The organism is Streptomyces sp. NPDC046308, from assembly GCF_055588065.1.
In genome coordinates, this window is sequence record NZ_JBVJFB010000009.1 from 158,007 (window position 1) to 178,931 (window position 20,925).

At 69.8% G+C, this 20,925-nt stretch carries 18 protein-coding genes, 1 tRNA gene and 4 pseudogenes; 12 read left to right on the forward strand and 11 right to left on the reverse strand.

All coding sequences use genetic code 11. The annotated features are described in order from the left end of the window. The first annotated feature begins 1 nt into the window (after position 1). The 3 genes from ACZ6JT_RS30510 (at position 2) to ACZ6JT_RS30520 (ending at position 2,450) form a co-directional block, all read left to right on the forward strand. Positions 2-340, forward strand: coding sequence for a hypothetical protein (locus tag ACZ6JT_RS30510; RefSeq protein ID WP_469214685.1), 339 nt, complete (start codon positions 2-4; stop codon positions 338-340). Positions 341-586: 246 nt separating this feature from the next. After that, entirely contained in the window at positions 587-1,783 is a 1,197-nt protein-coding gene (locus tag ACZ6JT_RS30515; protein ID WP_469214687.1) for a hypothetical protein, read from the forward strand. Between the two features lie 61 nt (positions 1,784-1,844). After that, on the forward strand, positions 1,845-2,450 hold the full coding sequence (locus ACZ6JT_RS30520) for a hemerythrin domain-containing protein (protein WP_469214689.1): 606 nt from the start codon (positions 1,845-1,847) through the stop codon (positions 2,448-2,450). 213 nt (positions 2,451-2,663) lie between these two features. Here the strand turns inward: ACZ6JT_RS30520 and ACZ6JT_RS30525 are convergent, their stop codons facing one another. The 3 genes and pseudogenes from ACZ6JT_RS30525 to ACZ6JT_RS30535 all read right to left on the reverse strand — a co-directional run. Beyond that, the gene (locus ACZ6JT_RS30525; protein WP_469214691.1) at positions 2,664-3,638 is read right to left on the reverse strand and encodes a cytochrome c oxidase assembly protein; all 975 of its coding nucleotides are present in this window, start codon (positions 3,636-3,638) and stop codon (positions 2,664-2,666) included. Beyond that, positions 3,635-4,210: a DUF2243 domain-containing protein gene (locus tag ACZ6JT_RS30530; RefSeq protein WP_469214692.1), complete on the reverse strand. Its 576-nt coding sequence runs from the start codon at positions 4,208-4,210 to the stop codon at positions 3,635-3,637. Before ACZ6JT_RS30530 ends, ACZ6JT_RS30525 begins: the two co-directional genes overlap by 4 nt. 157 nt (positions 4,211-4,367) lie before the next feature. Further along, a pseudogene (locus ACZ6JT_RS30535) lies at positions 4,368-4,925 on the reverse strand (SDR family NAD(P)-dependent oxidoreductase); the annotation flags it as partial. A 153-nt stretch (positions 4,926-5,078) separates the two neighbouring features. Here ACZ6JT_RS30535 and ACZ6JT_RS30540 point away from each other — a divergent pair. After that, positions 5,079-5,552, forward strand: coding sequence for a DUF1360 domain-containing protein (locus ACZ6JT_RS30540; protein WP_469214693.1), 474 nt, complete (start codon positions 5,079-5,081; stop codon positions 5,550-5,552). 238 nt (positions 5,553-5,790) lie between these two features. Here ACZ6JT_RS30540 and ACZ6JT_RS30545 read toward each other — a convergent pair. The 4 genes and pseudogenes from ACZ6JT_RS30545 to ACZ6JT_RS30560 form a co-directional block, all read right to left on the reverse strand. Beyond that, a pseudogene (locus ACZ6JT_RS30545) lies at positions 5,791-6,447 on the reverse strand (asparagine synthase-related protein); the annotation flags it as partial. 220 nt (positions 6,448-6,667) lie between these two features. Continuing rightward, positions 6,668-7,108: an SPW repeat domain-containing protein gene (locus ACZ6JT_RS30550; RefSeq protein ID WP_469214695.1), complete on the reverse strand. Its 441-nt coding sequence runs from the start codon at positions 7,106-7,108 to the stop codon at positions 6,668-6,670. A 712-nt stretch (positions 7,109-7,820) separates the two neighbouring features. Further along, positions 7,821-8,141, reverse strand: a complete 321-nt coding sequence (locus ACZ6JT_RS30555; protein WP_469214696.1) for a hypothetical protein — start codon at positions 8,139-8,141, stop codon at positions 7,821-7,823. Positions 8,142-8,891: 750 nt separating this feature from the next. Then, positions 8,892-9,080 carry a DUF4236 domain-containing protein gene (locus tag ACZ6JT_RS30560; RefSeq protein ID WP_388829120.1) on the reverse strand — a complete coding sequence of 63 codons (189 nt, stop codon included), beginning with the start codon at positions 9,078-9,080 and terminating at the stop codon, positions 8,892-8,894. 673 nt (positions 9,081-9,753) lie between these two features. On the opposite strand from ACZ6JT_RS30560, the gene ACZ6JT_RS30565 reads away from it, so the two are divergent. After that, positions 9,754-9,912, forward strand: a complete 159-nt coding sequence (locus ACZ6JT_RS30565) for a hypothetical protein (protein WP_469214697.1) — start codon at positions 9,754-9,756, stop codon at positions 9,910-9,912. Between the two features lie 144 nt (positions 9,913-10,056). Here ACZ6JT_RS30565 and ACZ6JT_RS30570 read toward each other — a convergent pair whose 3' ends face one another. Continuing rightward, on the reverse strand, positions 10,057-10,482 hold the full coding sequence (locus ACZ6JT_RS30570) for a subtilase-type protease inhibitor (protein ID WP_469214698.1): 426 nt from the start codon (positions 10,480-10,482) through the stop codon (positions 10,057-10,059). A 1,215-nt stretch (positions 10,483-11,697) separates the two neighbouring features. Here ACZ6JT_RS30570 and ACZ6JT_RS30575 point away from each other — a divergent pair. The 3 genes from ACZ6JT_RS30575 to ACZ6JT_RS30585 all read left to right on the forward strand — a co-directional run bounded on the left by ACZ6JT_RS30575 (position 11,698) and on the right by ACZ6JT_RS30585 (position 13,642). Continuing rightward, positions 11,698-12,501 (forward strand): SGNH/GDSL hydrolase family protein, encoded by an 804-nt coding sequence (locus ACZ6JT_RS30575; protein ID WP_469214700.1) that lies wholly within the window; start codon positions 11,698-11,700, stop codon positions 12,499-12,501. A gap of 108 nt (positions 12,502-12,609) precedes the next feature. Further along, complete coding sequence (locus ACZ6JT_RS30580; protein ID WP_469214702.1) at positions 12,610-13,170, forward strand: hypothetical protein; 561 nt, start codon at positions 12,610-12,612, stop codon at positions 13,168-13,170. 398 nt (positions 13,171-13,568) lie between these two features. Beyond that, positions 13,569-13,642, forward strand: a tRNA-Met gene (locus ACZ6JT_RS30585). Positions 13,643-14,297: 655 nt separating this feature from the next. On the opposite strand, the gene ACZ6JT_RS30590 is transcribed toward ACZ6JT_RS30585, so the two are convergent. Both ACZ6JT_RS30590 and ACZ6JT_RS30595 read right to left on the reverse strand, forming a co-directional pair. After that, positions 14,298-14,747: a spore-associated protein gene (locus ACZ6JT_RS30590; RefSeq protein ID WP_469214704.1), complete on the reverse strand. Its 450-nt coding sequence runs from the start codon at positions 14,745-14,747 to the stop codon at positions 14,298-14,300. A gap of 1,046 nt (positions 14,748-15,793) precedes the next feature. Beyond that, positions 15,794-15,967 (reverse strand): CsbD family protein, encoded by a 174-nt coding sequence (locus ACZ6JT_RS30595; protein ID WP_469214706.1) that lies wholly within the window; start codon positions 15,965-15,967, stop codon positions 15,794-15,796. 556 nt (positions 15,968-16,523) lie between these two features. On the opposite strand from ACZ6JT_RS30595, the gene ACZ6JT_RS30600 reads away from it, so the two are divergent. From ACZ6JT_RS30600 to ACZ6JT_RS30615, 4 genes and pseudogenes are all read left to right on the forward strand, one after another. After that, entirely contained in the window at positions 16,524-17,294 is a 771-nt protein-coding gene (locus tag ACZ6JT_RS30600; RefSeq protein WP_469214708.1) for an SDR family oxidoreductase, read from the forward strand. A 134-nt stretch (positions 17,295-17,428) separates the two neighbouring features. Further along, positions 17,429-18,352: an RNA polymerase sigma-70 factor gene (locus tag ACZ6JT_RS30605; RefSeq protein ID WP_469214710.1), complete on the forward strand. Its 924-nt coding sequence runs from the start codon at positions 17,429-17,431 to the stop codon at positions 18,350-18,352. Positions 18,353-18,625: 273 nt separating this feature from the next. Then, positions 18,626-19,120, forward strand: a pseudogene (locus ACZ6JT_RS30610) (transposase family protein); the annotation flags it as partial. 90 nt (positions 19,121-19,210) lie between these two features. Further along, positions 19,211-19,939 (forward strand): maleylpyruvate isomerase family mycothiol-dependent enzyme, encoded by a 729-nt coding sequence (locus ACZ6JT_RS30615; RefSeq protein ID WP_469215012.1) that lies wholly within the window; start codon positions 19,211-19,213, stop codon positions 19,937-19,939. Positions 19,940-20,079: 140 nt separating this feature from the next. Here the strand turns inward: ACZ6JT_RS30615 and ACZ6JT_RS30620 are convergent. After that, positions 20,080-20,252 (reverse strand): annotated as a pseudogene (locus ACZ6JT_RS30620) (IS5/IS1182 family transposase); the annotation flags it as partial. Positions 20,253-20,925 lie beyond the last annotated feature (673 nt).

Sequence of the window (20,925 nt, forward strand, 5' to 3'; positions counted from 1 at the left end):
CATGAACGAACGCCAGGAAGAAGCGGCGGCCGGGCTCGCCCGGATCGAGGGGTACCTGATGAGCCAGGCCGCCCTACGGGAGGCACGCGAGGAGGGGCTCGCGTTCGCCGGCGGCCTCACCTGGCTCGGCCCCCGCGAACAGGAGGAGATCAGCGACCGCTTCGCTCAGCATCATCTGCGCCTACGCCGGGAAATGCTGACCGCCACAGTGGCGAGAGCGGCAGAACTCCGAGACGAGTACGCCCACCACTACGCCCACCTGCGCCGCCGCGTCATCGGCCTGACGCTGGCGGCCTTCGGACTCTGTTCGTTCGCCCTGGTCCTCCTCACCCGGCCCTGACCTCCGCACGGAGGACCTGGGCAGCTGCCGGGCGTGATTCCCGCTGGCCCAACGGGGTGAGTCGGCGCGGCGCAGGGCGGATCTGACCGGGCGGGTCGTGCTTCGCCTGAGACCGTGAGATGCCTGGCCCGTTGTGTCTGGATTCCTCGGTTTCGGCCATGCATCCGGGGCATGCGCGGTCCCAGGTCTGCAGCCGTGCTCCATCCGGAGCCCGGGCCCACCCTCCTGGGAAGCCGGTGACCCCTCATGACCTTCAACCCGCTGGAACAGCGCGGTATCCCACTGGACCGCCAACTGCGCAGCTGGCGTGAGCTGAACGTCGCTCCGATCGACCCCGACGCAGGTGACCCGTACACCCGCTGCCGCATCATCACGATGAACGGCATCGAGGTCGAGGCCATCCTCTTCGGCCACAATCTGGCCCGCAACTGTGTGGATCCCGAGGTCAAACGGCAGCTGGCCCGCACCCGGTACATCGAGGCACAGCAGCAGAAGGTCGTCAACTGGCTCCTGCCGGGCGTGTCCTCGGTGCTGGAGACGACGATCGCCTACGAGCAGGTCGCGGTGGACCTGACGTCGTGGGTGGCGCGCATGGAGCCGGATCCGTACCTGCAGCAGGCGTACCAGTTCGGTGTGCTGGAGGACTTCGACCACCTGTACCGCTACGCGAACCTGTACGAGATGATCGAGCATCGCAAGGCCGAGGCGATCGTGGACGGCCTGACCGAGGTGATGCCCGGCCGCCCCACCCGGATGCACCACCGCAACCCGGTCGACAACGTGCGCGACGCCTACGACAAGACGCAGACGGACCCGCTGTCGAAGCTCCACGCCCTGACGATCCTGTCGGCGGAGCAGCAGACGATGAACTTCTACATGAACACCGGGCCCACCTACATGGAGCCCATCGCCCGACAGCTGTACCAGGAGATCGGCCTCATCGAGGAGGAGCACGTCACCCACTACGAGTCCCTCGTCGACCCCGGCGAGACGTGGTGGGAGCAACTCGTCACCCACGAGTACAACGAGTGCTACCTCTACCACTCCTTCATGGAGCAGGAGAGCCACCCCAAGGTCAAGGCCGTGTGGGAGCTGCACCTGAACATGGAGCTGGAGCACCTGCGGATCGCCTGCGACCTCATGCGGCGCCACGACGGGCGCGAACCGGAGGAGATCCTCGCGCCGGAACTGCCGAACGTGCTCACCTTCGAGCCGAACAAGGCCTACCTGCGAGAGCTGCTGGCCACCCAGATCGACTTGACCACCCTCGGGGCCGGCTACGTACGCGAGGCGCACGAGCGGTTCGAAGAGATGCAAGCGGCGATCCACGGCGGGGAGGCCCCACCGAGCGACCGGGTCGTGGAGCAGCACCGGGAAATGTTCGGAAGGGACTACCGCGTCGAGACCGAGGGGCCCCACCCCGACGCCACGCAGCGCGCATGAACTCGCCCCGCAGGCACCACCGGCCCCTGCCGGCCCCCCACCCCATTGCCCGGAGGATCCCGTGAAGGACGTAAAGGACGACGAGAAGCAGGTCGGGGACCCGGCGGCCGGCGAGGACGTGGTCGCCCTCCTCATGCGCCAGCACGGACAGATCCATGGCCTCTTCGACGAAGTGCGGCTGAGCGAGGGGGAAGCCCGCAGAGACGCCTTCCAGCGGCTGGTGCGGCTCCTGGCCGTCCACGAGACGGCGGAGGAAGAGGTCGTGCACCCCCACGCCCGCAGGGCCTTCGAGGGCGGTGACGACGTCGTTCAGGAGCGTCTCGCCGAGGAAAACGCCGCCAAAGAACAGCTCGCGACCCTTGAGGACCTTGACACCGGCGACCCGAAGTTCATGCCGACACTGCTCTCCCTACGAGACGCCGTCCTCGCACACGCCCGCGCCGAGGAACGCTACGAATTCGCCCAGCTACGGCGCAACAGCTCCCAGACTCGGCTGATGGCCATGGCCAAAGCCGTCAAGGCGGCGGAGGCCCTGGCACCGACCCGCCCCCACCCCGGGATGGAGAGCGCCACCGCCAACATGGCGGTGGGGCCCGTGGCCGCGCTCATCGACCGAACCCGCGACGCGATCCGGGAAGCCGCACAGAAGGACGCGGACGACGACTGAGCGCAGCCCGTGGTGCATCCAAGACGCCGACCGTACCTGTGTGCGGTCGGCGTCTCCGCTGTGCCCGCTCGAAGAGGCTGCGGCTGCACGTGACGGCCGAGGAGGTGGTGGCGTCGGCACGATCGCCCTCGGCGCGCTGTCGAGCCGACGCCCGCCTCCCGCTGCCGGAACGGCAGCTCACCTTCGGCACGCCGTCGCCGAAGAAACCGTCGATCAACGACCCGGCCGTCGCATCCAGGCCACGACCCCGGCGAGGCGCGGTACGACCGGCTCGTGACCACCGCTTTCGCCCTCATCCGACAGGGGTTCGGGTGCGCCGGGACCGGTGATGCCGATTACGGGCGCGCGGAGATCCGGGTAGTACTTACCTTCCCGGGTACGGGGTGGCCCGAGCGGGCGTGCCCCGCCGGGGGTGGGGCGCCAGGTGGCGACCAGCGCCAGGGCGAGAAGCAGTTCGGCGATGTCGCCGCCGTAGTACATCGCCTCCGCTCCCGCCTGGACCTGGGTCACGGGCGCGTGGATGTTGATGAGGTAGCCGGCGTACATGGCCTGGGAGATCAGCGCGTGTGCCGCGATTGCCACACCGAGCACCACCAGCCGTGTCGGGACGCCCGGTCGCGCGGGCGCCGGGTCGGGTCCGGCGATCACGAAGACGAACAGGCAGCCGGAGAGCAGGAAGTGCAGGTGGACCAGTCCGTGCAGCAGGTCATTGCTGTGGGAGGCGTTGTACAGGCCCGTGGAGTACAGCACTGGCAGGCCGCCTACGCTCAGGACCAGCGCGGTGGCGGGGTTCGCGATCAGGTGGGCGGGCCTGCTGCGTAGCACCGCGGTGAGCCGGCGCGCCCGGCGCACCGGCAAGGTCCGCAGCAGCAGCGTGATCGGCGCTCCCAGCATCAAGCCGAGCGGCGCGTACATGCCGATCAGCAGGTGCTGCAGCATGTGCCCGAGGAAGTCGCCGTGCGCTGCCGTCGCCAGGGGCGGCAAAAGCGCCAAGGCGAGCAGCGCAGTGCCCGCCAGGAAGAAGCCGGTGCGCCACCGGCTCCAGCCGACTTGCGGATTCGACCGCCTGGCTCGCGCCGCCAGCAGCACATACCCGAGCGCGACGACACAGAGCACAAGGGCTGCGAGCAGCACCTCCCAGGGCAGCCCGACCGCCTGCTGCTCGTGGTCGGGGACGTGCCCCGTCATGGCATCCCGGCGGATCGCGCCCCGGGCGGCGCCGGGCCCGTCTCCGCGTCGAAGGGCCGGGCACGATTCTGAATCCTCCAGCCGACCGCCACCAACAGCGCGCCCAACAGCAGGAAAACCAGGTCCCACCAGATTTGCTGATCACCGGCGTAGACGTGGTGGATGCCCAGGATGTGATGGTCCAAGAAGCCCTCGATGAGGTTGAACAGGCCCCAGCCGACCAGGATCCAACCCCACAGCTTTCCCGATGTCCACACGCGCCGCCGCCCCTGCGTCACCCGCGCGTAGAGCACAGCCAGGCCGAGCAGGACCGCCAGCCAGCACACCGCGTGGAAAATGCCGTCCCACAGCGTGTTCATCTGCAGACCGGGCACCGTGTTCGCCGGGTAGTACTTCACCCCGATGCGATCGGTGTCCGTGCTGGTCAGCATGTGATGCCAACGCAGCAGCTGGTGCAGCAGGATCCCGTCGACGAAGCCGCCCAGCCCCACCCCCAGGACGATACCCGGCAGCTGAAGACCGCCGGCGCTGGCCTGTGGGCCGCTGCGGGCCGTTCCCCGGGTCGTTGCCATCAACTACTCCGTTTCCTAGCCCCTCCGCATGTGCCCACCCAGGCGCCGCATACAACAAGAGTCGGTGCTTCATCCCGGCGGGCACTCCTATGCCAGTCGTCCCTCTGCCGGTCGTCCATAACGTTTCGTCCGCCAGGGCCGGACTTCCCACATCGACTCCCCGGTGGGCGACATCGGAGCGTAGGGCGGGCGCGACGGCCTCGACTCCGGCTTTGGACGCGCAATAGGCGGTGAGGAGCGGGATGGGTGCCAGAGTCGTGAGGGAGGCGACTTGGAGGCAGTAGCCGGGGCTGGAGAGCAGGTCGGGCAGGAAGCAGCGAGCGATGAGCGCGCTCTTGACGAGATCGATCTCGACCACCCGGCGCCAGTCCTCAGGGTCGCGGTCCCGGAAGGTGCCGCCAATGGCGACGCCGGCGTGCGCGACGACGACGGAGGGTGTGCCGCAGGCGGAACGGACAGCTTCGGCGGTGCCCATGAGGGCTTTCGCATCGGTTACGTCGTCGACCGGCCATGCGGTAGCCAGACCCGGACGTCTTGCCGCCTGTCGGCGCAGCCGCTCCTCTTCCCGGCCGAGCCGAGCCACCCGGGCGCCGCGTCGGGGCGTAGGCGGTGCGCGCGCCGATACACCGCGGGCGGCGGGGGTGACTACGGCGACGCGGCCCTGAAGGGGGCTGGCGTACGTCGTGCCGCACAACCGCGGTGGGCGGGGCCTCATGGCAGGCGCCTGCCCGACATCCCGGGGCCCACACGGTAAAAGCCGCTTCAGCCGAGGCGTTCGCCGGCCGAGGCCGGGTAGACGTCCCCTCGACGGTGATCCTGCCGATGGCGACGTGGCCCGCAGCTTGCACGGGTTCAGCGAGGAACGGTTATGGACATACTCCGAGGTCTCCAGCCCCACGGCGGGCACCTGGGCGCGATGGCCGGCTTCGCCGGGTACGCGGCCGGCTGGACGGTGTTGCAGCGGCGGACCGGAAAGTCCCGCCCCGCCTCGCCCGGTCCCTGGGAACTCGCTCTCATCGCCACCGCCACCTTCAAGCTCAGTCGCCTGATCACCAAGGCCACGGTGACGCGACCGCTGCGCGCCCCGTTCACCCACGTGGACGGAGCCGGCGCGCCGGCAGAACTGAACGAAACCCCCCGCGACGAGCTCGGCCGCAAAACGGTCGGTGAACTGATCAGCTGCCCGTTCTGCCTGAGCGTGTGGGTCGTGACCACCTTCACCGGGGCCCGCGCCATCTGGCCGGAAGGCACTCGCACGGTTGCGGCCGCCCTGACCGCTCTCACTCTCTCGGACGCCCTGCAGCTCGGGCACTCCGCTCTCGCGAAACGAGCGGATCACTAGCGGGCGGTGGACGCCACCTCGGTCGATCACGGTGTCGGCGCTGAACTTGGCGACGGGTTCCGCTCGAACCAGGGTCACGATTGGCCACGTTGCGTAGGGTCAGCGGCGGTGAGGTTTTCCACGACCAGCCGGGCGGTTTCGGGGCGAAGGGGTGCGGTGCGGCCGGGGGCCACCATGGGCTTTGGCAATGACCTCCTTCACCGCTCCGACCTGACGTCCATGATCGCCGACGTGCACTTCACCGGATGCTGTGCGCTTGGAGCCAGATCTCCAGCGTCGCCACCTGCCAGGGGTGGGCCCCGCGCTCGGCGCGGTGACGGTTGGGTGCCGCGCCGGCGCGCTGCGGGAGCCATGAGGGTGTCCCGGAACCCGGCCGGCACGGGGCCGGGCCATGTTGCGCACCTCCGGGACGGAGAAGTATCCCTGCGGTGGGTCGACTACCTCGCCGGGGCAGTACCGTACGGCCGACGTCCTTGAGGATGGCCTTGCCGCCCTGCGCGAGCTTCAGCCCAGGCGGGCAGGCCGCGGCCCCCAAGCCCCCAGGGCATCGTCGTGTTGTCGACCCGTTTGGCGGCATCGTCCGGCATGAGGGCGTGGCCATCCATGCGCAGGGCGGCGTCGAGAGCGGTATCGGCTCCGGGGGTGGCCATGTGACGTCGGACGAAGTCCGTCGAAGCGTCGTGGCCGACGGCGAGGTCCGGGTGGATCATCGCAGTGAGTCGGGCGTGCGTCCGGTCGAAGTACGCGCGGGGTAGGCGATCTGCGGATACCAGTGGTACCGGGCGAAAACCTCGTCCGCGCCCTGGCCGCACCGGACGACCTTCACGTCTTTCGAGACCTGTTCGGAGAGCAAGTGGAACGCCACGGCGTCGTGGCTGACCATGGGCTCACAGAGGCCCCGACCGCCCTCTCCAGGGCATCCCGCTTCGACCCGGAGGTTGAGTCCTCGCCGTCGGCGGCGAGCCGCCGCAGGGCAGGCCCCAGGGCGGCTTTGTCCGGGAAGGCGTGCCTAAACCCAGACCGGGCCACTCGTGTTCCGTCAGGTGACGGCTTGAGCAGGGCAGCTGCCACCCAACGCCTGGTCTGGACAGAGCGGACGCGGAGTGGCAACAAAATCAGCTGGGATGTTCGACATTGGCGTCCGCCGCTCTGCGGTCGGCGCGCAGGATCAGCAGGGAGATCAGCGCGGTCGCCACGAGGACGGCTCCGACGGCGATGTCGAGGACTTGGCTGCCGTTGTCGACGGCGGCGTTCTGCAGCCCCAGTACGAACGGGGAGACGAGCATCCACAGGCCAGCCAGGCCGACGATGACGTCGGAGCGCCAGCTGCTGCCCCGGTAGATCCTGTGTCCGACGACGATCATCAGGAGCGTCCCGATCACGGCCTCGTTGACCTGGGCGTCCTTCGCTCCGTCGTGGGTCGCCATCGGATAGATCCACAGGGCGGCAGAGGCGGCGAACATGATGAGCCCGATCACCTGGTCGTGCAGGCCCTGACGGTAGTCATGAGCCCGGGCCGCCGGAACCGGGGCGTGGTGTGAGTGGTAGATGGCCATGGCATCCTCCTGCACATCGCCTACCCCGATCACCGACAGCAACCCCCTCCAAGGGAATACGGAAAATACCCTGCGCCTCCGGCTCCCCCCACGGGGGCGGCCTGTGCTCGGCTGCTGTGCGGCGCGAAGCGAAGGGTTCGGAGAGGCCGCATCAGTCAATCCGCTGCGTGAGTCGAGCGGGTCGCCGTCCGGCCTCTTTGTAGCGAGCCGTCACTTTCCGCAGCACACGACTTAGCCGCGCGTAGAAAGGCTGTGTAGACAGCGACGCGTGATTCGACCATGTGCCCGCCGCGGAGGGATCCGGTCGGCGGGCTGACCGGCATCGGCGGCGCGCTGCTGCGGAGGAGTACGCGCACCGCTACGCCCACCTGCGCCGGCGCGTCATCGGCCTGGCGCTGGCCGCCTCCGGACTCTGTTCGTTCGCCCTCATCCTCCTCACCCGCCCCCTGACCTCCACCCGGAGGCCAGCCCCGGGCATCTCCCGTCGCTCACCGCGGGCCCCTGTCGTCGGCCGGGTCAAACTCCCGGCTCGTCTCCGAACCACCTGCCGGCGCCGGGAGGTCGTCGTGTGGGCGGAGCCAGTTCATTCAGTGGCCCGACCCACCCCGGCAATCCGCCCCCACCTCAGCCGGCAGCACCCGGTCCTCGCCCCGGACCACCGGGGTGAGGCCGGGTGCCTCGCACCTCCAAGAGGTTGTAGCCCCCGCATCGTTCAGTCGGAGCCGTGGGAGCCGGGGGAGCCGTGGGTCTGCGTCTGGTGCCAGGCGGGGGACATGACGGGGCGGCGGGCCCGCTGCCGCCTTTTGGCTTCGTCGGCAGCTGCGGCGATGACAGCCCATGACATCAGAGCGCCGAGTGATGCCAAGGTGACAGAAGGCAGCGCCAACCACCACAAGGACACACCCAGGGCGAGCACGGTAATGACGATCCGCGCAGGCACGGGCAGTTGACGGGTCAGCTCGGTGGCGGCCCAGACGGCGGCGACGGGCGCTCCGACGGTAAGAGCCAACGCGATCGGTAGCCACAAGATCATTTGTCATGCCTCTCACGCCCGCTCTGGGGCCGGGTCGGCTCCAGAGGGACAGTCAGGTCTTGCCGACGGCTGTGGTGTCGGCGGCGAGGCCGGCGCTATGTCGCGCAGCCTTCGCCGGTCATGCTCACACATGACTTGAACATGTTCAAGTGATGCGCCGGGTGATGCGGCCCGCAATATTGAACAGGTTCAAGCGGTGGGGTCGGACCGATCGATCAGGACGGCGATGACACGGCAAGAGATGTCAACCGCTCGAACGCTCGGAGGAGCGCTGCCCGCACCGCTCAGGACCTGCCGCACGGCTGCCAGTACCTCGGCCGCGTGCGTACTGGCGGCGAGCAGAGCAAGAGCGAGGGCAAGAGCGGCGGCGGTCACCAGACCGATGACCGCCGCCGTTTCCCGCCCGGGCCGTGCCGGCCGGCCCGCTCGAAGGGGAGGTTCACGCGACCTCGGCCTCCACTGGTCGCAGTAGAAGACCGGGACGGCTGGGCGGGCTGGCATTCCGCAACCCGTAAGCAGCCAGCGGCTTGGCCTTCGATGCAAGCCCGTTGAGCCCCTGGGCAGTCAGTTCGCTGAACAGCCGGACCACGTCCGGGCTGCGCGGGCCCGGGCGGTGAATGACCTCCAACGTGAGATGTGACGGAGCAAGCGTGACGGTGTTGTCGCTGCCGTGGGTCACCAGCGGTCGGTGATCGCCGCCGCGTCCGGGAGGGTTGGCGTACCCGCTGCGTCAGCTGAGGAGCCTGTGCATCAGCTGCGGCGGGTCTTGCGCCAGCCGAAGGGACCGGGCAGGTCCATCGAGGTGGTGCGGCGTCCGGTGCTGCTGTGGGTGCGGCGGGGGCCGTGCTTGCCGCCGGTGGTGATCGACCACGACTTGCGGTTGATGTTGAGCCGGACGCCAGGCAGGATCCTGAAGCTCTTGCGGAATGTCAGCGGCATGACGTCTCTCCTCGGTGCGCGTAGGGGTCGCCTGGCCGGACGAACTGTTCTTGTGTGCAGGCCAGTTGACATACGTGTGTCCGGCGCAGCCCGTTCCATGCGCCCGCGGAGCGCCGCGCGGCAGGCCCGCATCGGCCGCCAGGCCACATCGCAACCGCTCACAGGCGGGGGCAGAGTGGTCTGCCCGGTCGGCGCGACCGCTCCGGGTGTCCGCCAGTTCCTTCTGCTGACTTCGCTCGCCTATGAGGCAGCCGCCTGCGGAAAGTTCGGGTCCGGCACCCTCTTGCTACTGCCGCGACTGAACGCGCGGAGCGGTGCCGGATCGACGGCGGCTTCGGCTCGGCTTCGGCTTCGGCGCCGGGTTCGGCACCGCTCGGAGCCGGCGTGCGTCGGTGAGTTGCTTCAGGCATGCCGTGCTCGCGAGGTGGGGGGGCCCAACCATGCGGGCCTCCGGGCTCCGGCCCTCAGCGGTCGGGGGCCGCTCCTTTCCCCCTGACCGGTCCGGGGCGCCGGTGCCGGTGCCGGCTGGCGAGACTGGCCACGTCGACCCGCGACGGCGCGCCGGCGGGCATCACGTCGATCTCGGCCGAGGGCGGCTTTCACTAAACCCGCTCCCCGGCTCCCGTGCCTCGCCGCGGCTGTGAGCCGCACGCGCCGCCGCAGGAGGGGGCGCGTGCGGGCATCCGTCGGTGCGCACCTGGCCGAAGTCGTCGGCAGGCGACATGCCGCGGGAACAGCACGGGTCTATCTGGCGACGATCACCGGCTCGCAGCGACGGTTCCTCCACTTCCTCACGGAAGACCCCACCCGCTCCATCGCCTGCATGGAGTGAGCAACCTCATTGTCAGCCGCTCCACGTGTCAACCCGACGGAAGGAGAGGATGTCGTCCATACGGCGTGCGCGGGTCGGCCCCGGTGCCCGCACGTTGGGGGGCGGTACCGCCGGGCCGATACATCCGACGCCGGCCGTACGAAGTCAGAACGCGTACACCGGGTTCCCGTTCAGGGTCGCGGACATCATGCACGCGTTGGAGAAGGTGTGTTTCCAGGCGACGCGCCTGCCGTTCAGTACGCCGTCTGCGGTGATCGTAACGGGGTCGTAGTACTTGGGGCAGGTCCGCGATGTGTTCGGTGTTGCCAGCAGGCGGTTGAGTTCGCCGTCCGTGGCGTTGAGGGCGTCGCACGCGGCCCTCGGGGCGGGGTGTGTCCCCTCGGCGGTGTAGGCGCAGCTGAGGGTGGCCGCACGCATGACGGTGTCCAGGGGTGCGCCGCGGCCCTGGGTAACGGTGAAGACCATCGCGGACGGGCTGTGCACACCGGTGGGTTGAGCCTCCGCGAGACCCGTGGTGCCTGCAAGGCAGAGGAGGCTGAAGGCGGATACTGCGATGATGTGGTGACGCATGACAATTTTCACCTTCGAGTCAAGGGTGATTACGGTTCAGTGCCTGCGATCTGTCGCTCCGTGAAGACGAGCCTGGCAGGTCCGAAGGAGGGCCGCCAACGGGCGGTCGATTTACGGACAGATGCTGTGACCGGATCATCGGCCGGTGTTCGCCCAGTTGGCGCGGCACGTCCCAGGCTTCCGAGTGGCTCGTGGGCGTGGGGCTGCCCCGCCGCTCCGTGTGCCTCCCTGGTGACGGCGGTGCGCGGTTTGCCGAATCACTGTGCAGGGTGACGGGATGAATGCGGTCAACCCAGGTCTCCGGCGCGGAGCTCCCGAGTGAACGGTCCCGCGGAGCGCGGCGACACCAAACGCGCGTGCCGTGCTGCACGGGCAGCGGGCCGGAGACTTGTCCGGCGTGGCCAGGAGTGCGGACGCCTCCCGGGTCGGCTGCCAGGCCAGCGCCCACGCCGCAGGGGCGACGGGACAGGGGCGACGGGGCAGGGGGAGAAGCCCTCGCGGACCCGCCGCAGCGACAGGTTGTAGGCGCGCGTCGAGCCGTCGAGCCGTCGAACCGGCGAGCCCGCGAGCCACACCGGATGGGTACCGCCGTCCGCGCGTCGTCGGGGTACGCGGCGGCGTACCCGACGAGCACGCCGTCGTCGCCGAAGCCCTCGCGTATGCGCAGTCGGGCGTCCGGGAGCCGCCCAGGAAAGCCGTGTCGCCGTCGGCGAGCGCGGTCGTGGTCCGGACGGTGCGCGGCAGCGACTCGCGGGCGGTCTACGGCAGGCCGACGCGCGCGGCCTTATCCACCACGTCGGTGACCGGGTGACGGCGCGCGGGGCGGTCCAGCGGGGACATCGGGGAGAGGCCCCAGGCGGCTTCGAAGCGCCGGCCGCGGTGGGCACAGCGTGCGGATGCCGCCGCGCAGGCGGGTGCGCCGGCCGTCCTGGCGGGCGAGGGTCGCGAGGATGTGGAGCTGGTCGGAGGCACGCCGCACGGCGATGTACCGGCAGGCCTGATCGTCGCGTACTCGGCGATGCCCGTGGCCACGACCATGGCGGCGGCGACCCGCGCCCCGGCTTGCCCCGGGAGCATGCGGGGTGCCGTAGACCCTCGGCAGGGCGCCCGGTAACAAAGCGCTTCACACGCCTATCGCAAGGGCGTCCCTCACTGCTAGAAGAGTGACTCTTCAACAACTCCTGTTCCCCACAACACGCCAAGGAGTGAATTGTCATGCACGGGACAAAACTGAGACGGGTCCTGCCCGTCCTGTCGGCCCTGGTGGCCGCGAGCCTGGGACTGGCCCAGCAGGCCTCCGCTGCCCCGGCTGCGGGGGAGCGCTTCGTCGCTCTCGGCGACTCCTACTCCTCAGGAGTGGGCGCCGGAAGCTACCTGTCCGACAGCGGCAGCTGCCAGCGCAGCAGCAAGGCCTACCCGTACCTGTGGGCGGCTGCCAACGCCCCGGCCTCGTTCACCTTCACCGCCTGTTCGGGGGCGACGACCAGTACGGTCAAGAGCAGCCAGCTGACCCCGCTCAACAGTTCCACCACGCTCGTCAGCGTCACCGCCGGGGGCAACGACGTCGAGTTCGCGAACGTCATGCAGACCTGCGTCCTCCAGAGCGAGGCGACGTGCGTGAGCGCCGTGAACAACGCCATCGCACAGGTCAACAACACCCTGCCCGGAAGCCTGTCGTCCCTCTACGGCACCATCCGCAGCAAGGCGCCGCAGGCTCATGTCGTCGTGCTCGGCTACCCGCGCTTCTACCAGCTGGACGGCAATTGCGTCGCCGGCCTGAGCGAGACGGAGCGTGCGGCGATCAACCGGGGCAGTGACGCCCTCAACGGGATGCTCGCGAAGCAGGCCGCCAACGCGGGATTCTCCTACTCCAGCGTCGTGGACGAGTTCACCGGCCACGAGATCTGCTCCGGCAACGCCTGGCTGCACAGCGTCTCGGTGCCCGTCTCCAACAGCTACCACCCCACGGCCGCGGGCCACTCCGGCGGATACCTGCCGGCCTTCCGCTCCGCCGTGTGATCTCCCCGGGCCGTACCCCGGGGCCTTCCGCACCCCGAAAGTCGACGCGGGTAGACCCGCTGGTCCACCGCTCCGCATCCGCGATCCGCACCAGGAGGAACAAGGCTCATGAAGTCCCCCGTATCCGCAGGTCCGCGGCCCGGCTACGCCGCCCCGAGCCGCGCCCGAGGAAACACACTCCGCTCCGTCCTCACCGCCCTCGCCCTCGTCCTCGGCGCGCTCTTCGCCCCGGGCATCGGCGCCGGGGAGGCTCAGGCGGCCACCAAGATCAGCCACGCCACCGCGACGTCGATGTTCCGCGGCTCCGGGATCACATGGTCCTCGTCCGGCGGCTGCTCGGACCGCAACAACCCGACCTGTACGTCCTTCGAGCAGCTCAACCTCGCCACGGCGAAGGGAGCGCAGACCCTCAAGAGCGCCAGCGGCTGCTCTCTGAACATCACCGGCGGCACCGAGACGGGCCACGCCGGCGGCACCTACTCCCACTGGAACGGCTACAAGCTCGACTTCAGCAAGTACACGTGCGTCGGCAGCTACATCAAGAACACGTTCACCTACATCGGGGTGCGCGGTGACGGCGCCCCGCAGTGGAAGTCCGGCGCCGGCAACATCTACGCCGACGAGGGCAGCCACTGGGACGTGACGTTCTACAACTGCGGCGGCTGCTGAGCCGGAGCCCGCTGCGTAAGGGGTGCGGTCCGCCCGGACTTCCGGTTCGGGCAGACCGCACGACGGGTGCCCGCGCGGTGCTGCGGGTGACGGACACCGTGTGGTCGGTGGCCGGTGAGGCGGACCGTCCAGGCGCCCCGGCACGCGCGATCCGCGCATCAGTCACGTGGGGGGCGTCGTCCGTGCTGCTACGGGCTGGCGTTCCTGTCCGACGAATTGCGGCGATACGTCAGTTGCGCCCTCCGCTGCCAACTCGGTCGCGCCCTCCCGGCCGTAGTTACCCGACTGGAACGACGCGAGTCGTACCCGCCACCGGCAGCGGCCGGGCACCGGCCCAGTCGGCGCCCGGCCGAAAATGGCGGTCGGCGCCGCTTGGGTACCGCACTCTGCCGGACCGACGCGGGGTGGAGCAGCTCGGTGGCTCGCTGGACTCATAACCCAAAGGTCGTAGGTTCACATCCCGCCCCCGCTACCGGAGGCGGACGCAGCCGAGCGCAGCAGACGAACACCGCCACGGCGGGGGCGGTCACGATGTGAAGGCAGCTCGGCGCGCCGCTTCTGTGCCGCGGCCTCCCGCTCGGCGAGCAACCCGACGGACGCCCTCGACCACGTCGTCAGCATCGAGGTGGTGGACCAGCCACCACTGGCGGGCATCGTGGTTGGCGACTCCCTCCCACGGCCACACCAGCCACACCAGCCGGTTCCACGCCTGCTTTTGGGCCTTGAGCGTCTCGATGCCCTCGTCTTCGAAGCACTCGTTGCGGGCGTCGATGTGCCGGCCGAGCGCTTCCTTCAGGGTGCGACCGGGCAGGCGCCGAGCTTGTTGCCATCGTCTTGCCCGACTCGACGAGAATCTGCGGCTTCCGGTCCGAGACGTAACGCCGGACCCTCTCCTAGGAGACCTCCGCGGTGTGCTCCTCGACAGGTGCCCTGGTCGCGACGACGCGCCGACCGTACGGCCGTGCACCCGAGCGAGGGCTGGACGCGCCCTTGCCCCGGCAAAACTCGGCGAGTCTGCCGGGGCGAGGGCGACCACGGGTGGTTCCGGTGCGGTCGTCGGGTCGTGGGTCCTGCACCGACGACCGCACGACGGCACGGAACGTCGCGGTCAGGAGGCGGCGCTCGGGTCAGCGGATCTCGGTGACCCGGTGCTCCTTGCGCGCACCACAGTTGGAGTTGTACACCTGCACGTGCACGTTGCTGATGCCTCCGCCCCAGTCGACGCAGTGGCCCTTGCCGTACACGTAGGCCGGGCCCGCGTACGACGTGTACCGGCCGTAGTCCTCGCCCCGCGCCGAGGTGTCGGGGACTTCGATCCAGAGGGCCATGTCCACGGCCGCACCCGGGTTGTTGCGGATGGTGGCGACGCAGTTCTTGCCGTTCGAGGCGTTGTACGTCAGGTAGACGGTGCCCAGCGAGCCGATGGCGGCCGAGTTCACGGTCTTGTAGGCGCTTCCGCAGACCTTCTGCGGCGTGGTGTTGGGCGCGGCGGTGGCGGGCGTCGCCAGCGCGGTCGTGGCCCCTAGGGCGAGGGCGGCGAATGCGGTGGTGGTGAGGACGGGACGGGTGAATTTCATGTTTCCCCCTGGTCGTCATTGGAGTTGGTCGCTCCTGCATGGTGTGACATGCAGGAGTGGCGGAGTGGTTGCGCATCGTAGGCAAAAGATGCAAACCGCCACCTGATTGGCGCATTCTCGGCGCTCCCGGGCCTGGGACGCTTCGAGAGTGAGCAGCCCTTTCCCCGAGACAGGGCGACCTGATTGGACCCGGGGGCGCAATGCCGGTGCCCCGCGTCGATCCGGCCGAGCCCGGCGGTGGGTGTCCGGCGGCCGCTGGGAGATTGCGCGGGTCCGGGTAAGGGACCCGCGACACGACGACAACGTCCACGGCCCCGGGACGGTCATGACGCGCGCGGTGGGCGGTGACGACGCCCCTTCTCACGCAGCCGGCCCGGCGGCCGTAGCCAACCCCCTCAACCGCCCTCGAGTCGTCGCCCCGGGTTTCGACTACCAGGACGGATGAGCTCCGAGCGGAACGGGAACGATGCCGTCGGCGCCGGTGGTGACCTCGCCTGCCGTTCGTCGACGGGCGGAACGCCGCCCGTCGAAGCAGGAGCGCCGGCGCGCCCGGGACCGGCCGACCGCCCCCGAATACTTCGATCTCCCTCAGGACGTCGGCCGAGCCAACTACGCCAAGCTGTGGGGCTGATCGTGAACGTGAAGACGTGGGGGACCGCAGGGACCGCGGCCGCCGTGCTCCTCGGCAGCGATTGGTATGCCCGGGAGAGCAGCGGCACCTCCCACACGGAGGGCCCGCGCGGGACACCGGCGCGGGACACCGATGCCGAGGTGGCGACGAGCGCGCGGGACATCGCCGGGGTGGAGGCCGCCGGCGAGGCCGCGCACGACCCGCAGGCCGTCGGCGCGGACCCCGACCTCGTCACAACGCCGGTACGGATCGTGCAGACGGTGAAAGGTCCACCGACATCGACGCCGACGCGCTCGCCGCCCTGGCGGCAAGCACGTTCGGGTGGTGCTGGCGCCGCCGGCACGGGCGTACGGCGAGGCCCCCGACCCGGGGAAGTGGGGTCGGGGGCCTCGCCGTGATGGGACCTGTCCGCGGGTCAGTGGCGGAAGGCGTCCTTGGTCTTCTCCTTGGCCTCGCGGGCGTCGCCCTTGGCCTGCTCGGCACGGCCTTCGGCGGTCATCCGCTCGTTGCCGACGGCGCGGCCGAGGGCTTCCTTGCCCTTGCCCTTGGCCTGCTCGGCATGGGCCTTGCTCTTCTCGGTGCCCGACATCGGGGACCTCCTCGTCGTTGTACGGATCGGTCGTGAACGCTCTTCTGCTCCCATCCGCTGCCTGTAAACGCGGTGGGTCTTTGAGTTGTCGCGCCCTGCTCCGAGCGGGGCCTGCATTCCGATGCGGGCCGGCCGGGCCGGACCGTGGCAGGCTCAGGGCGGCCGTGGCGTTCGCCCGCCCTGGAGGGGGCTGCCAGCCGGTACGAAGGGCCCGGCCCGGCGGCAGCCGCGCCGCACGCCATCGACCACCTGGGCCGGAACGCTTCCTCACCCCGCGTCAGCGAGCCGGAGGGGCGCACGACTACGACGAGCGGGGACTACCGGACCGGACATGGAGAGGTCTCCGGCCCGGACGGCAGCGTCGGCCCCGGTAGCCGGACCGATGCCTGGCCCGCCGCTGTCACCAGAGCAGCCTTGCCGACCACACCCGGTGCATCGTTGCTTGATGAACCTGGAGGCTCCTTCTGTCCGCATGTCAGAGATGGCAGGGCTGTCTCGTCTCAGGCTGTGAAGACGGGTTCCGAGAAGAACCCGCCTCGACAACAAGGAGCAGGTCATGAGCGAGAAGAAGAGCACGCACCGGGAGATCGCGCTGGTCACCGGGGCGAACAAAGGGATCGGGCGTGGCGTTGCCGGAGAACTCGCCGCGCGGGGCATGACGGTCGTGATCGGGGCCCGAGACCCGCAGCGCGGCGAGGAGGCCGCTGCGGCGCTGCGCGTGACCGGCGCCGATGCGCACGCGGTCAGCTTGGACGTCACCGACCGGGCCACCGTCCAGGAAGCCGCGCGACGCATCGAGGAGTGCTTCGGACGGCTCGACGTACTGGTCAACAACGCCGGCATCACCGGCTCCGGACAGGTGTCACCCGAAGACGCCTACGATCAACTCCCCAGCTCCGTCGATCTGGACATGGTCCGTGGGGTGTTCGAGACCAATGTCTTCGGGGTGATCGCGGTGACCAACGCCATGCTGCCGCTGCTGCGGCGGTCACCGACGCCACGCGTGGTCAACGTGAGCAGTCACGCCGCGTCGCTGACTCTCACGAGCGATCCGGACGGCCCCTTCACGGCCCTGCTGCCCTCGGCCGCGTACGCGCCGTCCAAGACCGCGCTGACCGCTCTGACCGTGCAGTACGCCAACGAACTGCGCAAGGACGGCATCCTGGTCAACGCGGTCGCCCCCGGCTTCGTCGACACGGACAGCAACAACCACACCGGGTTCCTCACGATCGCGCAGGGAGCCGCGGTCGTGGTGCGCCTGGCCACGCTCGGCGCGGAGGGGCCGACCGGCGGGTTCTTCGGTGCGGAGGGCCCGCTGCCCTGGTGAGGGCGGCCCCGGGCAACCGCGTTGCACCGGGGCCGGGCAGCAAGCAGTGGTAACGGAGTGCCGAGGGGCCCGGCTTCTGCCACGAGGAGCCCTGCCGCCCCTCGTGGCAGTGTGACTTCAAGGAGGATCGGCCGATGACAAAGACCCAAGAGTTCCAGGAGCTGCGGCCGCTGCTCTTCTCGATCGCCTACCGGATCCTGGGCAGTGTGAGCGAGGCAGAGGACGCGGTCCAGGAGACATGGCTGCGTTACGAGGCCACATCCACCCGGCCCGGATCGGCCAAGGCCTTTCTGTCGAGGGTGGTCACCCGGATCTCGATCGACGTGCTGCGCTCGGCCCGCGTCCGGCGGGAGGAGTATGCCGGACCGTGGCTGCCCGAGCCGCTGCTGACCGATCCGTACGAGGATCCGGCCCGGTCGGCGGAGCTTGCCGACTCGCTGTCGATGGCGGCCCTGCTCCTGCTGGAGCGGCTCACCCCGCTCGAGCGCGCGGTCTTCGTGCTGAGGGAGGTGTTCGCCTTCGGCTTCGCGGACATCGCGTCGGCTGTGGGGCGGTCGGAGGCGGCCTGCCACCAGCTCGCCGTACGGGCACGCCGTCACATGGACGCGGGCCGGGTCCGGTTCGAGGCCGATCGGAAGGAACGCGAGAACCTAGCCGAACGGTTCTTCGACGCTTTCCGGGAGGGAGACGTCGACGGGCTGGCCGCGCTGCTGGCCGCCGATGTCCACATGATCGGCGACAGCGGCGGCAAGGCCCCGCAGTTCAAGCCCGTCATCTTTGGTGCCGAAAACGTGCTCCGGGCGCTGGCGACGTTCGGCCCGCTGGTGATCAGGAGCGGGGGCCTTGTGGAGCCGCACCAGGTGAACTGCCAGCCCGGCTCGGTCTTCCGCGACAGGGAGGGCCAGGTCCTCAGCACCTGGGCGCTTGACGTGCTCGACGGGCGGATCCAGACGATCCGCACGGTGAACAACCCCGACAAGCTCGGCCACATCGGTCCTGTAGGGGATGCCTGGGAGGCTCTCCGCAAGGTGAGCCAGGCACACCGACCCGCGGATTGACTGATGAGCCGCCCGCGCTCACGGGTGGGGAGAGCAGTGGTTCGCCCGCGGAAGGCGACTGCGAGTAGCGGGCGCGAGCTGAGAAGGGAGAGAGCCGAGCGCGTGGGCACGTCATGGCTGGCGGGTGCCGGCGCCGATCCCGATCCGAGCGGCTGACCTCGCAGTTGCGGCGGCAGCCGCTCCAACCCGCCTTGATCTGGCCGGCGGAGACGGCGTGGAGGTTCGGGTCCGTGACCTGGTGGAGGCGAAAGCGTCTGCTGCTGGTTCAGAGAGTGGGTCGCGCAAGGCATTTCCGAGGCCGTCCACGCCATCGCCCTCCAGGCGTACGACCGCATGATCGGCCTGAAACTGTCCGAGACATCCGTCGACGGCTGCATCACCAAGGCCCCGGGCGGCGGCGAGTGCCCAGGCCGGTCCCCGGTCGACCGCGGGAAGCAGGGCTTGAGGCGCTCGCTCGCCTCCAACGCGTGCGGCGTCCCGCTCGGCCTGGTATCGCCGCAGGGGCCACCGCCACGACTCGCCTCTTCTCGGCCCGACCCTCGAAGCGGCCATCGGACAGGTGGGACCCCTGCCCGAGATGTGAACGTCAACCTCGACCGAGGCTACGACAACGACAAGTCGCGCACCCTGCTCCGGGAGTTGGGCTTCACCGGTGAGATCGCCCGCAAGGGTGTAGCCGCCCCGATCCAGGTCGGCAAGCGGTGGACCGTGAAACGGACGACCCCGTGGATGATCGGCTACGGCAAGCTCCGGCGCTGCACCGAGAGGCCGGTCGGTCTTAATCGAGTGCGAGAGGGCCGGTACGGGTGGTACAAGGACCGCGTGACTGATCATCTTTCCTTCCCCACCCTGCTGCGCATGATCGACGAGCGTTCCGCAGCGTTCCGCGCCGCCGTCGCCGCGGCCCCCAGCCTCGACGCCGACGTCCCGTCCTGCCCGGGCTGGACGCTGTACGACCTGGCGAACCACCTCAGCGAGGGGGACCGCTTCTGGGCCCACATCGCGCTGAACACCGCGCCGGGCGACGAACGGCCGAGCAAGGACGGGCTGGCGGCGCCCAGGGAGCGCGAGGCGCTCATCACCTGGCTGGCCGACTCGACGCAGCAGCTGCTCACTGCTCTGCGCGAGGCCGGCCCGGACCGGGGCTGCTGGGCCTGGTGGGAGCCGCTGGCCTCGCCGCACACGGTGGCCGCCGTGGCCCGCCGCCGCGTCCCGGAATCGCTGATCCACACGTACGACGCCCAGCTGGCCTCCGGTACCCCGCAGGAGCTGCCGACGACCGAGGCGGTCGACGCCATCGAGGAGTTCCTCGCCACCGTCTGCACCGGCACGGTCCCGTGGCCGGGCGAACCCGCCACCATGGACTACCACGCAGCCGAGGCCGGCTCCTGGCGCCAGACGGTGGACGCCGCCGGTTCCCGCTTCACCCGCCTCACCGCGGCGGAGGCCGCCGAGAGCAAGCCCACCGCCGCCATCTACGGCACGGCGAGCGAGATGGCCCTGCTCATGTACATGCGCATCCCGGCCGGCTCGCTGCGGATCGAGGGCGACGCCGACCTGCTCCGACAGCTGCAGGACTGGGGCTGAGGCCGACCGGCAGATGGATCACTTGAGGCGTCGGGTGATGGGGCGGCCGTCCTCGCGGTAGCGGCTCGTCGAGCGTCGGATGAGCATGCGGAGCCTGATGAGAGTGGCGGCGGCGAGATAGAGGCGGAAGTGCACGACGCATAGCCGGAGCCGTGGACCAGCGCGAGCAGGATGTACTCGAAGACGGTCCGGTCTGGAATCCGTCTCCGGTGGCAACCCAGCGGAGGGCTCTCGGCGTATCCCTTCGGCACGGCAGCAGAGCGGCGAAGTGGCCCTGCAGGGGTTCCGTAAGGCATGCGGGCACCGCAGGCACGAGCCCTCCGGTGATCACAGAGGGTCAAGAACCCCAGATCCCTCAGGCTCGCCCCTGCCTTGCGTTCGGGCCCGCCTGGGCTGCCCCCACACACCATTTGCCAGTCAGTCTAAGCTCGTTGTAGAAGTCGCCCAGGAACTCGCGGTCGGAGTCGAAGGGTGCGTCGGCGAACACGAGTGCCGCGTGTGGGGGTGCCGGCTTGTAGGCGAAGCGGTCGCTCACCACAGTGCGGAAGATCTCGCGGATTCGTGGTCCGGGGCCTGGTCCGGTGTTCCCGGGCGGCTGGGTGGGCATGTTACAGACCCTAGTGCCAGGGCTCGGTGCCCTGGCTGGCGGGACCCGCTGGTCAGCCAGCTTCGACCCTGTCGGACTGGGGCGGCAAGGTCGAGGAACTCGGCCGATCGCTCACCGCTCAGAGCAGGCCAGCCCAGGGGTCATCATCCGGTTCGGGCTCTTCGGGGTGGAGCATGCGGCGAACGCAGCGCAGGAGTCCCGGTTCACCGGATCCGGCGGCGACGGTCATCCACGGCAGGGCGTCCATGGTCTGCGCGCGTTCCTCGTTGGCCAAGGTGTCAAAGAGGTGGTGCAGGTCCCCGGGGGCGGGTTCGTCTGTAAGGCAGAGCCAGGCAATCGCCGCGGCCAGGCGGGCTTCAGGGCCTTCTGTTCGGTTCTG

What these genes read in the sequence shown, in the direction of transcription:
- ACZ6JT_RS30510 (WP_469214685.1), top strand. Translation starts at nt 2, where the DNA reads ATGAACGAACGCCAGGAAGAAGCGGCGGCCGGGCTCGCCCGGATCGAG.
- ACZ6JT_RS30515 (WP_469214687.1), top strand. Translation starts at nt 587, where the DNA reads ATGACCTTCAACCCGCTGGAACAGCGCGGTATCCCACTGGACCGCCAA.
- ACZ6JT_RS30525 (WP_469214691.1), bottom strand. Translation starts at nt 3,638, where the DNA reads ATGACGGGGCACGTCCCCGACCACGAGCAGCAGGCGGTCGGGCTGCCC.
- ACZ6JT_RS30530 (WP_469214692.1), bottom strand. Translation starts at nt 4,210, where the DNA reads ATGGCAACGACCCGGGGAACGGCCCGCAGCGGCCCACAGGCCAGCGCC.
- ACZ6JT_RS30540 (WP_469214693.1), top strand. Translation starts at nt 5,079, where the DNA reads ATGGACATACTCCGAGGTCTCCAGCCCCACGGCGGGCACCTGGGCGCG.
- ACZ6JT_RS30550 (WP_469214695.1), bottom strand. Translation starts at nt 7,108, where the DNA reads ATGGCCATCTACCACTCACACCACGCCCCGGTTCCGGCGGCCCGGGCT.
- ACZ6JT_RS30555 (WP_469214696.1), bottom strand. Translation starts at nt 8,141, where the DNA reads ATGATCTTGTGGCTACCGATCGCGTTGGCTCTTACCGTCGGAGCGCCC.
- ACZ6JT_RS30560 (WP_388829120.1), bottom strand. Translation starts at nt 9,080, where the DNA reads ATGCCGCTGACATTCCGCAAGAGCTTCAGGATCCTGCCTGGCGTCCGG.
- ACZ6JT_RS30570 (WP_469214698.1), bottom strand. Translation starts at nt 10,482, where the DNA reads ATGCGTCACCACATCATCGCAGTATCCGCCTTCAGCCTCCTCTGCCTT.
- ACZ6JT_RS30575 (WP_469214700.1), top strand. Translation starts at nt 11,698, where the DNA reads ATGCACGGGACAAAACTGAGACGGGTCCTGCCCGTCCTGTCGGCCCTG.
- ACZ6JT_RS30580 (WP_469214702.1), top strand. Translation starts at nt 12,610, where the DNA reads ATGAAGTCCCCCGTATCCGCAGGTCCGCGGCCCGGCTACGCCGCCCCG.
- ACZ6JT_RS30590 (WP_469214704.1), bottom strand. Translation starts at nt 14,747, where the DNA reads ATGAAATTCACCCGTCCCGTCCTCACCACCACCGCATTCGCCGCCCTC.
- ACZ6JT_RS30595 (WP_469214706.1), bottom strand. Translation starts at nt 15,967, where the DNA reads ATGTCGGGCACCGAGAAGAGCAAGGCCCATGCCGAGCAGGCCAAGGGC.
- ACZ6JT_RS30600 (WP_469214708.1), top strand. Translation starts at nt 16,524, where the DNA reads ATGAGCGAGAAGAAGAGCACGCACCGGGAGATCGCGCTGGTCACCGGG.
- ACZ6JT_RS30605 (WP_469214710.1), top strand. Translation starts at nt 17,429, where the DNA reads ATGACAAAGACCCAAGAGTTCCAGGAGCTGCGGCCGCTGCTCTTCTCG.
- ACZ6JT_RS30615 (WP_469215012.1), top strand. Translation starts at nt 19,211, where the DNA reads ATGATCGACGAGCGTTCCGCAGCGTTCCGCGCCGCCGTCGCCGCGGCC.